Source organism: Microcoleus sp. OTE_8_concoct_300, from assembly GCF_031383065.1.
Taxonomy (GTDB): domain Bacteria; phylum Cyanobacteriota; class Cyanobacteriia; order Cyanobacteriales; family Microcoleaceae; genus Microcoleus.
This window is the reverse complement of record NZ_JANMZH010000123.1, coordinates 21,564-32,690: the sequence shown is the minus strand read 5'-3', so window position 1 is coordinate 32,690 and position 11,127 is coordinate 21,564. Positions and strand designations below refer to the sequence as shown.

Annotated in this window: 5 protein-coding genes; 2 read left to right on the top strand and 3 right to left on the bottom strand. The window is 46.9% G+C overall.

Going from position 1 to position 11,127, the window contains the following annotated elements; translation table 11 throughout:
* Nucleotides 1–1,317 precede the first annotated feature (1,317 nt).
* A complete protein-coding gene (locus ACUVJL_RS05985) occupies nt 1,318–1,602 on the top strand; it encodes a hypothetical protein (protein ID WP_445245017.1) in 285 nt (94 codons plus the stop codon).
* Between the two features lie 563 nt (nt 1,603–2,165).
* On the opposite strand, the gene ACUVJL_RS05980 is transcribed toward ACUVJL_RS05985, so the two are convergent.
* From ACUVJL_RS05980 to ACUVJL_RS05970, 3 genes are all read right to left on the bottom strand, one after another.
* Nucleotides 2,166–5,513 carry a DUF4347 domain-containing protein gene (locus ACUVJL_RS05980; protein ID WP_445245016.1) on the bottom strand — a complete coding sequence of 1,116 codons (3,348 nt, stop codon included), beginning with the start codon at nt 5,511–5,513 and terminating at the stop codon, nt 2,166–2,168.
* Between the two features lie 1,483 nt (nt 5,514–6,996).
* Entirely contained in the window at nt 6,997–7,326 is a 330-nt protein-coding gene (locus tag ACUVJL_RS05975) for a DUF4347 domain-containing protein (RefSeq protein ID WP_445245015.1), read from the bottom strand.
* Between the two features lie 472 nt (nt 7,327–7,798).
* Nucleotides 7,799–9,286: a hypothetical protein gene (locus tag ACUVJL_RS05970; RefSeq protein WP_445245014.1), complete on the bottom strand. Its 1,488-nt coding sequence runs from the start codon at nt 9,284–9,286 to the stop codon at nt 7,799–7,801.
* 73 nt (nt 9,287–9,359) lie between these two features.
* On the opposite strand from ACUVJL_RS05970, the gene ACUVJL_RS05965 reads away from it, so the two are divergent.
* Nucleotides 9,360–11,021 carry an ArnT family glycosyltransferase gene (locus ACUVJL_RS05965; RefSeq protein ID WP_445245013.1) on the top strand — a complete coding sequence of 554 codons (1,662 nt, stop codon included), beginning with the start codon at nt 9,360–9,362 and terminating at the stop codon, nt 11,019–11,021.
* Nucleotides 11,022–11,127: the final 106 nt, after the last annotated feature.

The window sequence follows — 11,127 nt, the reverse complement described above, 5'->3', positions numbered from 1 at the left end:
CGGGTAATGGTTCCAAAACCTGGGGTGGAAGTCACATCTGGTTTTAATTAAGTATTGAAAATAAAATAACTACCACATGTTGGTGGGATGGGCGCCCCGCCCTTCCTTTTGGGAGGGGCGGGACGCCCATCCCACAAACTTGTGGAAGTTATTTAATTCTCATTCCTTAATTCTCACCAGATGTGACTTCCACCCCTGTTTGAGGAACCTGTCCCCTAGCGCAATACGGCTATTGGCGGGACAAGAAAAAAGGGAAATTACAAACCATCTTCGGATTATTCTGTAACGCCGCTGCCTCGACGATCGCGGTAGAAGTCTTTGAAGGTAATATCAACGATGCTAAAACTTTAAGCCCTGTACTGGAAAAAGTCCGCGATCGGTTTGGGATTAAACGGCTAGTCTTGGTGGGCGACAGAGGTGTACTTACTTCGGCGCGAATAGAAGAAGAGTTGAAGGGGATAGAAGGTTTAGACGCTCATTACGGCGTTAAGAGCACCGCAAATCCGAGAGTTGGTCGAACACTCTTGTAATACAATTGCTGCTGTTCGATCGCCAGGGATTTAGCTTCTCTCCAATCACCGGATTATCCAGGAGAGAAGTTAATCGCCTGTCGGAATCCGTTTTTAGCATATTTACGAGCCGCCGCCTTAGAAGCACTGCTACAAGCAACAGAGAAAGAATTAAAGAATGAGATAAAATTGTCGCAGAGCCAACACCCTCGAGTCCTCGGCTGGTGGGAACAGAAAAAATTGGGGTGAGAGTGGGGAAAATTATCAATCGCTACTGTGTAACAAAGCATTTTCTTCTCTTGATTACCGACAACAGTTTGAGTTAGGAGCGCCCTAGTGAGAAAATTGAAGCAGAAGCGCATTTAGATGAAATGTATGTGATTCGTACTTCAGTCTGTGCCGAGGTATTATATCATGTCCGGTCGAGGGACCGGGATTTTTGTAGGGGTTCCCCTCACCAACAATACCTGCCAATAATTGACCGAAAGCATCCAGGATACAAGCCCCCGGATTCATCCGTCCAGAAATAAAAAACCTGTATCCGATGAAACTTGCCCCCCGAATTTATCCGTGGGGTCAATGCTTCAATTCTAAAATCTCAAATCTCAAATCTCAAATCTCAAATCGATTGACCGAAAGCATCCAGGATACAAGCCCCCGGATTCATCCGTCCAGAAATAAAAAACCTGTATCCGATGAAACTTGCCCCCCGAATTTATCCGTGGGGTCAATGATTCAATTCTTTAATCTAAAATCTCAAATCTAAAATCGATTGACCATCTCAAAAACCCGCCCCGACCGGGATATTATGGTTAATCGATCGGACATGATATTAGATGACTCTAAAACGGTGAAAGCCTATAAGAGCTTGTCTCAAATCGAGCAGGGATTTCGCTCTTATAAAACTATTGATTTGAAGGTGCGTCCGATTTATCACCGCGCCAGCCCTACCGGGTACGATCGCAGGTGTTTTGATGTTTGTTGGCTGATTACGTGGAATGAAATAGGCGGAGCGAGATTAGCACCGTTGCTGTTTGAGGATGAGGAGTGGTTAGATACCGGGCGAGTCTGGTTCGGTGGTTGTCCCGATTAAATCTGAGACTCCGGCAAAACGGAAAGCAGCAACTAAACGCACTTCTGAACGTTTTCCGATTCAAAGTTTTCGGACGTTGCTAACGAATTGGGCGACGATGAATAAGCTGTTTTGCATTAAAATTATCTGTCAAAAAAAATCAAAGTCTTGTGGGGTGGGCGTCCCGCCCGCCCTGAATATACAATTTAAATGCGCGACAGTTTAAAAATCGAGTGCAGCCTAAATTAGGGGGTGTTTCGGTTAGTTTCGATAAGCTGACGATGGCGACTTCTTTGCAGCAGAGAGGCTTCGATTTATTGGGGGTTTCACTGACATCTTCCGTCATGTATCCGGCGAGGGAACTCATCCCGATTTCCCCACTGATGGGGGTTTGCTTGGAGGTTTAAGATCACGGGGGGGAAGTTCCCGTTAATTTAACTTGTTTTCCAAATCGCAAAAAGTTCCGAAAAATCCTACATTTAGTTGTTGAGAAAGCTTGCTTTATTCGGGCGGTGCTGATGGCGCACCCTACCGGATGTTGGGCCCTCAGGTAAGGTGCTGATGGCGCACCCTACCGGAGGCAGTTAGATTGTTACCTCAGTGAAATCGCTAGCGTTGAGCATACCGGGCGTAACACCGTGAAGCTTCGCTAACAATTGATTGGTGTCCGTCACGGTAATGAAAGTTTCATTGTTGCTCGAACTAATACTAAGTTCATTGAAACTCCAACCGGAAGTTAACCCAATTAAGTCCTCGCCCTTGCGGAAATCCATAATAATAATGTCGCCACCCAAACTTGGATTTAGGAGAAATACATCATTTCCCGAACCGCCGATCAAAGTATCCTCCCCAACATCGCCGCTGAGGAAATCGTCCCCAGCACCGCCGCTGAGGATATCATTACCATCACCACCGAAAAGCGTATCGTTATCGGTGTCGCCGCACAGCACATCGTTTCCATCGCCGCCGAACAGCAAGTCGTTGCCCTCACCGCCATCGAGACTGTCGTTTTCTTGGTCGCCGTAAAGCGTGTCATTTCCTCCTAAGCCAAAAATCAGGTCTGCACCTTCATTGCCAAAGGCAATATCGTTGCCGTTTCCAGCATTAATGGTGTCATTTCCTCCGTTGCCTAAAATGTAGTCCTCGCCATCTTCACCGAGCAAGATATCGTCATCTTTGCCGCCAAAAATGCTATCGTTGCCAGCGCCGCCGGCAACAATATCATTGCCCATATCTCCCGTCAAAAAGTCGTCGCCCTCTCCGCCAAGAACAGTGTCATTATCTTTGCCGCCACTAACAGTATCGTTGCCTGCGTCGCCTTCGAGGAAATCGCTGCCTTGATTGCCCATGAGCAAGTCGTTATCTGCACCGCCTTGGATGTTGTCATTGCCGCCCATACCGAAAAGAATATCGTTGCCGGCAAGTCCGTTAATCGAGTCGTTGATGCTGCGGCCGATGATGAAATCGTCATCGTCACCGCCGTTGAGAGTTTGTTCGACGGGGTTGGGGGTGATGGCAGCAGAGTCGAGATCCGGGCGATTGAGGTCATCGAACAGGCAATCATCCGAGGCCGGTGTCTCCGGTGGTGTCTCAATCGGTGGTGTTATCTCAGGAGGCGTTGGTGGAATCGGTATTGGTGGCTCAGTCGGTACTGGTGGCTCAGTCGGTACTGGTGGCTCAGTCGGTACTGGTGGCTCAGTCGGTACTGGTGGCTCAGTCGGTACTGGTGGCTCAGTCGGTACTGGTGGCTCAGTCGGTATTGGTGGCTCAGTCGGTATTGGTGGCTCAGTCGGTGTTGGTGGATCAATCGGGACGACAGGATCTCCCGGTATCACAGAGTCAATGTCGCCTATGATATTTCCGTTCGGATCACCATCTGGATCGCGACCCGGACCCTGCTGATCCTCCAGCACGATCGCACCACTACCGAGCTCAATTGCCGGACTTCCGGGTTGCGGGAGCCTGAGTAAAGCGTTGTTGATTTTTTGCAAAGGGCCGAGTTTGGGGTCTTGGAGCGTAATATTTGCCGTCGCATTGTAATCGTTGAAGTTATTGGTTTTTTTGGGCGGCCACTGAATATTGTTTCCTTCGTCTGTTAACTCCTGGTTGGTGTGTTGCTGAATGTTAAAGGGATTCCCGGATGTGTTGTTAGAAAAAATGGTGTTTCTGACGCTCACCTCCGCCTCGTTCACCGAAATACCTCCGCCAACCCAGCCGGCGTAATTGTCGGCAATGGTGCTATTGACGATCGTCGCTGGCGCATTGTCAAGCAGGATGGCGCCGCCGACATTGCCATAGCCATCAGGAGCAGTAGTAGTAACCTGGTTGCCAGAAAAAGTGCTGTTGGTAATCGTGGTAGGTGCATATATGACCCAGATGCCGCCACCTTGACCTGGAGCTTTATTGCCAACAAATGTGCTATTGGTGAGGGTAAATCCCTTGTTGGGTTGATTGGTCATTACCACCAAACCGCCGCCAATTCCGCCGCTGCCGCCGGGAAGCGGCAGAACTTCGTTGTTTTCGAAGATGCTATCTGCAACAGTTACGCTGTCTTGAGAGCCGGTGAACAGGTAAGCTGCTCCGCCTTCGCCCCGGCTTTTGTTGTCTTGAAATAGGCTTTTGGTAATGCTAATTATGCCGGAATCCTCCTCAGGAGAACTGGCTCTGTCTGTGTAAACTGCGCCGCCGAAACCCCTTAAAAAAGAATTGCTGTTGGGATCGTCTGGGGCGAAAACGGCTGCGGTGGTGTCGTTGCCGATAAATTTCGAGTTCTCAATTATTAGGTCGGTGTTTAGGGTATTAATTGCCCCGCCGTTAATTCCTAAGTTGTTGATGAAGTCGGTGTGCTTCACGGTCAGAGTTTTATTGCTGACAAAAGCAATACCGCCAGCACCGCGTTCGTCGTTGGTTGCGGTGGCTTGATTTCCGATGAATTTACTGTAGGTAACGGTCAGGGTGCTGTTCCAGCCCGAGAAGATTGCACCGCCGCCTTTCTCAGCAACGTTGTTAATAAAATCAACGTTTTCTACGGTCATCGCTACTTCGTCAGTTCCAAAGATACCCCCACCGTTCTCCGCCGTTTTGCCGTTGGTAATAGTGAGGTTTTTGACAGCAAAATTGGTAGCAATATCAACGTTAGCCTCGACATTGAAGACGCGGGATGAGTTGTTACCGCTGATGGTTAAACCCGGTGCCAGGGCGCCGTCAATGGTGATGTTTTTGCCAGGGGGAATAGTGAGTTGACCGCTGGTGAGGGTAATGGTTTGGCGGGCTAAAAGTGGAATGAAGGTAATTGTATCCCCTTCACTAGCGCTGGCGATCGCAGCCCTTAATGAACCGGGCCCGCTATCGCTATTGTTGGCTACTACGATAATAGCTAAATTACCTTGGTAACTTGCCATAGCCTCTGGCCCCAAAGCTAAGGGAGATTCAATTTGACCCTTAACATATTCTAAATTCCAGTCGCCGTCGCGGCCTGTTAGGTTGGTGGATGCGGCAACGTCAGCCCCGGTTAATTCACTGAATCGATCGACGAAATGAGCACCTGTACCTGCGGCTACATGGCACCCGTAGAGCATCATATCTGCTCCCGGGGCTAGTGAAGTATGCCACTTTTTCAACTGGCTTTTGTATTGCTCTATGTTATCTGAATCCAGAGCGGTATTGCCGAGTTGTAGGCTGCCAGAATTGCCGTGAGAAATAATGTGAACCGAGTCTATCGCCCCGTTAGTAGAGGCGTAGCTTTCAAGTTCAGAGGTGATTTGTTCGATGCCGTTTTTGGTGCGATCGACTATTACTACCTGCTGTCCAGGCAGCACTCCCGCTGCAATTGACTCATAATCTTCCACGGCAGAGTCAATGAAGACTAAGGAGCGCAGTGGCCGTTTTTCCAAAGAAGATTGTGAGTTAACTTGAGCGAACGTAGAACTCATATTTGATACTCCATTAAGGACTTTACTGGTAGATATACCCGGCAGCCATCTCATCAGGCTTATGTGATTACATCTTAACACCACATTTCGAGCTTCTGCCATCTTAAAATATATTTTTTTAAATTTATTTTTATCCGGATTAACCTTTTCGCGGTGTTAGCGAGTCGGATTTTTTGCCGCTACAGATGAGAAAATAATGAAAAATTTATCGTGAATATTTAAATAAATTCAGTTTCTACCATCCGGATTCTTTCAGCCTTATTTTGCTAACTGTAGCCATGATTTCAGACCTTAGGAAAGGCTGTAGGTAAATTACCCCTGAACAACCAATCTGAACTATATTTAGTAGTTCTCATTTGAGCGTGTAATTTTAGGTAGAGGGAAACGGTACTGCCTTTTTTCGTGTCAACAATCGCCTAAAACCCTTGATAAATTATGTGATTACATCTTAACACCCTATTTGGAGCTGGAAGCATATTTACCAAAACTTTATTTTAACTTTATTTTAACTTTATTTTTCTCCAGAGTAACCTGTTGGCGGTGTTACCAAATGGGATTTTTGCCGCTAATGCTGGGAAGAGACTGCAAAATTTATGAGGAATATTTAAATAAATCCCGCTTCTACGATCCGGATTTTTTCAGCCTTATTTGGCTAACTGTAGCCATCATTTCAGGCATTAGGAAATGGTGTAGGTAAATTCCCCCTGAATAACCAATCTGAACTATATTTAGTAGTTTTAATTGGAGCGTGTAATTTTAGGTAGAGGGAAACGGTACTACCCTTCTTCGTGTCAACAATCGCCTAAAACCCTTGATAAATATCGCTTTTACCTAAGTCTATATCCCCCTCGCATTCCCCTTAATAAGGGGAGTAGGGGTTGACTTTGAGCAGACTCTTGTCCCATCCCCTACTCCCCGGACACTACGCAGGCGCCCGAGGGATATAAGTTTAATAGTCAAACAGCAGTCTGTGACTGAGTTAGAAGTTAAGTTGAGACCAATGGAGACTACCGTTTTCCTACCTCTATTTACTCCCATGGAAAACTAAATTATGTACATTTTGAATAATTATATATGCTTTCAAGCTGCTAGATTTTCGATAGACTAAAATACTGATTCCAAGTGGGTTTTGTCGCATTTCCTAACAGCCAAAACAGTCTCATATTAAGTGCCCGTTAATCGCTGGCAATCAACTTGTTTGTGCGCTGGCGCGGACACTGTGAGGACTGCCGTGGTCACTACAAACGTAATTAAAATTATTCAGCGGGAGTGGATATGATTGCGGATTGAGTCCGAGCAAATCGTTGATTTCGATCGCGCCTGCGTGGCCTAATTACAATTGCATTGATACCTGTTCCCCTCCGCACCCTCCACACCCTCAATTGCATCACTCCCCTTATTACGCAAAACTCGATCGCGCCCGCCGCCGTTGCCGAGTGTGCCGCTATCTCGATCGGCATAACACCAACCAAGTCCGCTTTTTTTACTCAGGGAACTCTTCCATTTTGGCAATTGGCTTTTGTATGGTTCGAGGTAATCTGAACAGAGGATAACAGAGCCCGCATTGCAGTTTGCCCGATCTACCACCAGAAATTGTGCGAACTTTGTAAATCTGTCCAACGATAGAGGCATAGTTTTGAAGTGCCGAGGTAATTTTCTCGATGCCGTCAGAGTTGGAGTTGAGTAAAATTACTTCATCCCCAGCCAAAATTCCCGAAACAAAATATTCACCGTCATTGCTGGTGGAGTCATTGAAGACAAAGCTTTTGGATGGGGGATTTCGGGATTCCGAGGCGGGATTGGTTTCGCTCATAGAAGTGAAAATGTTTTCTTTTCCCAAAGGGTATTTAGTGGTAGATATACCCCTTGAGTCAGAGTGTCAGAAACTGCCAGCGACCTTGTTTATTTCCCTCATTCTTATTTAACCTATAGCCTTTCTCAGAAAGATGAGGTACTATCCGGCATAGGGCATAGAGCATAGGGCATAGGGCATAGGGCATAGGGCATACCTCACTTTTTTGAGAACCGCTATATCTATCAGTTTCCCCTCTTTCTCCGACACGGCTACCCGCGATCGCACGGAATTTATATTCTGCGTGTTTTCCCCAACTACTTCCAGGCCCGCAATTACCGATTCTATATCCTATCGCTGACACCGCTTTAAGAAAATAATCCAACTGTAGCCCCGTGCTTCCAACCTCGATATTCATCAGTCATTCCCCCTTCTAAAATCTCAAATCTCAAAGGGTATGACAGTTAGTTGCTCGGCGGGGAAACTGCACCGATCAAGATTCGGTCGCAGATGGCGGCTTCTTCCCTGCATTGCGGATATTAATAATCTTGTTGAGCGCCTCGAACCAAAAACCAGCTCCCATAGAAATAGCTACGCCGCTCAATATCCAACCAAACAATTTTTCTATGAAAGCCGGCCACAATAAATTCCCCTGCCTATCTCGTTCTAACCTGTTCGGTTCGCTCCATCCAAAAGGCAGAGCTACATTATCCAAAGCTCGATCGACATCCTGTTGAACTTTTGTCAGACTGGCTAAAGTATCTAATTTAGTGTTAGCATTTTTTTCCACCAACTGCTGAGCGTACAAATTAACAGTCGATCGCAGCATGGAATCCTTCGACAACCGATTAGTAATATTAATGGTATCAGCATTAGCAGCGATAGCGATCGCAGTGCCGAGCAAAATAGCAACCCCTTTGGCATTCCGCTTGTAAACGCCAGTAGCACGCTGCATCGATTGGTCAAACCAAATTTCAATTTCTTTCTGAAACCGCTCCAACTGCTCTTGAGCATCTCCGCCGCCTTTTTCAGCGCGCTGCGCTAAAACATAAAGGCTGCGTTTCAAAGATTCTGGCATACTGTCCAAGGTGTCTTGAATTTGTTTGTAAATCAGACTGTCTTCTTTGGACTCCCTAATTTCTGCTACCGTCTCCTGACTTTTTCTAATTGTATTTAACAGATTGCTCAAACTCGGTTGCAGTTGACCTAGCAGCGCCTCCCGCTCAACTTCGCTGTCAAAACGAGCCTTAACAAATGCCATCTGCCTCTGAAATTCTCTTCCTGCCAGCTCTGTTTCTGGTAGATAAACCTGAGAATCCTTAATATAAAATCCTAGCTTTTCCGACATCCGATCCAAGCTGTTGTTCAAACTTCCAACATCGTTTTTATAGTCTTCAATAACTCGATTAAACTCCGCCGTCAGCCAGCCAAATTCTTGCTCGATAATCGGTTTAGTAGAGTCAGGCAGATTCAGACTCTCTCCAATCAGTTTAATTTGTGCCAACTGTAAATTTTTAAATCTCTCCAATCGGGTTTTAGAGATAGAGCTGAGCCAACTATAAATCTTTAAAGTATCCAAAAGGCTAGCCGAAAAACACTCTGCTGGAATATAAGAAGGCCCAGTGGATTTATTGTCGAAAACATTTTTAGTACCCGTAACTCCGCGGTAAAAGTCCCCCATGCGGTGCGTAACAGAGCGGAATCCCTCTGATAAAACCCCTTTCGCTCCCTGATTCAAATCCTTGATAATCGGATTGGCGTAAATCGAATGGGCTAACTGTCCGACTCGCTGAAATTGCACGGGATCTTTCGCTCCTTCGCTGCCGCCAGAAATCAGCACTTCGATCGACTTTTTTAAATGTTCCGCCCGCCACTGCAAAACAGTAGCAATCAGTTCCTGAATTTCCGAAGCTAGCAAGCTTAAAGTCAGGTAGATAAACACTAAGCCAATGATAATATCTATAATTACAGGCAAGTTCATGTATTTTCCTAGTCGCAAATAACTGCTTTCTCAGTTTACCTTCAGTTTGGGACGCTCAAAACTCTCTTAACTTATGTCAGAAATCTTTCCATTCCTGGGCCGCAAACCGAAAAATCGCTGGAATGACGGCTTTACAGACAAACTGTGGATGCTGGCTTTTCTGTTGGCTGCAGTGCTGATTTTCGGGCTGAATCTGGGTGGTGTGGCGTTGCGGGATTGGGATGAAGGCATTGCAGCGCAGGTAAGCCGCGAAATTTGGCGCGGCAACTTAAATTGGCTGTATCCGACGATCGACTCAATGCCTTATTTCAACAAACCACCGCTGGTACACTGGCTAATCGGGCTGTGTTTTGCAGCAGGCGGCGTCAGCGAATTCACGGCGAGGTTGGTACCGGCGATGCTGACGGCGGCTTCAGTGCCCCTGCTTTACGCCATTGGCAGGGAGTTGTTTCCCAGACGGTCGATCGCCATTTTTTCTGCCCTCGTTTATCTGACGCTGTTACCGGTGGTGCGGCACGGACGTTTGGCGATGTTGGATGGGGCAGTTTTGTGTTTTTTGCTGGGGGCGATGTGGTGTTTGCTGCGATCGCGCCGCGACTTGCGCTACGCTTTGGGCGCGGGGATTGGGTTGGGACTCATTTGCCTGACTAAGGGCGTCATGTTGGGGCTGCTGTTGGCTGCTGTTGGCTGTATTTTTTTGGTTTGGGATACTCCGCGACTCCTCACTTCGGGGTATCTTTGGGGCGGATTGGCGATCGGAACATTGCCAGTAGCTGCTTGGTATTTTGCCCAATGGCTGCACTACGGCCAATATTTCATCCACACTAATTTAGTTAACGAATCTTTCCTCCGCATTTCGGAACCTGTAAGCAATCACAAAGGCCCGCCCTGGTATTATCTTTTAGAAATTTTTAAATTAGCTTGGCCGTGGCAGTTATTTTGGCTGCAAGGGCTGTTTTGGAGTTGGGAAAATCGCAATTTTCCCGGACCAAAATTAGTATTGGTTTGGACTGGAGTATATCTGCTGGCTATTTCTGTGATGAATACTAAATTGCCTTGGTATGTTTTGCCAGTTTATCCAGCTTTTGCTGTGGCCGTTGGCAGCTATCTCGCTGAAGTTTGGGATCAACTGTGGCTGCCGCCAGAGCCCGTCAAAGAGGAAGCAGAAGAACGTTTTGATGCTATTTCTTTGTTGCCTCATCCGGCGATTTTCGCAATAGTGGCTGTAGTTGGTGTTGTCGGCTGCATTTACTTCAGCGGCTTAGTGCAAATTGGGAACTACATTGTGCCGGCGGAGCGAGATTTGCAGTTAATGCTGATGTTTGTAGCTTTGACAATGACACTGGCGGCCGTGTTGCTGCACCGCAAAGATCGGCAGTTTATATTAGTTTTAATTTGGGGAACTTACCTGACGCTGTTGGTATTGGTGGCTTCAGATAACTGGGTTTGGGAACTGGCGGAGGATTATCCGGTTAAGCCGATCGCCGAAATTGTCCGCACAGGAACTCCCGCCGGTCAACAGGTGTTTACTTCTCACCGCTTGGGTCGTCCATCGCTGAATTTTTACAGTCAACGCCAAGTTATTGTCGCCGACGCGCCGACGCTCAAACAGAAATGGCAATCTCCTCCTCAACCTTATTTTCTGTTAGAAAAACCAGTTTTAAAACATTTAGGTTTGCAGAATGCTGAGATTGTCAAAACAGCCGACGATTGGGTTTTGGTAACTCGAAAATAAGCGTGTTTCCCCAAATTACCGTAGGGGCGGGTTCACCAACCATAATCGCCTCAGACCAAAAATCTCGAAAACCCGCCCCCACCCAACGACAAATCCGAATCTACAT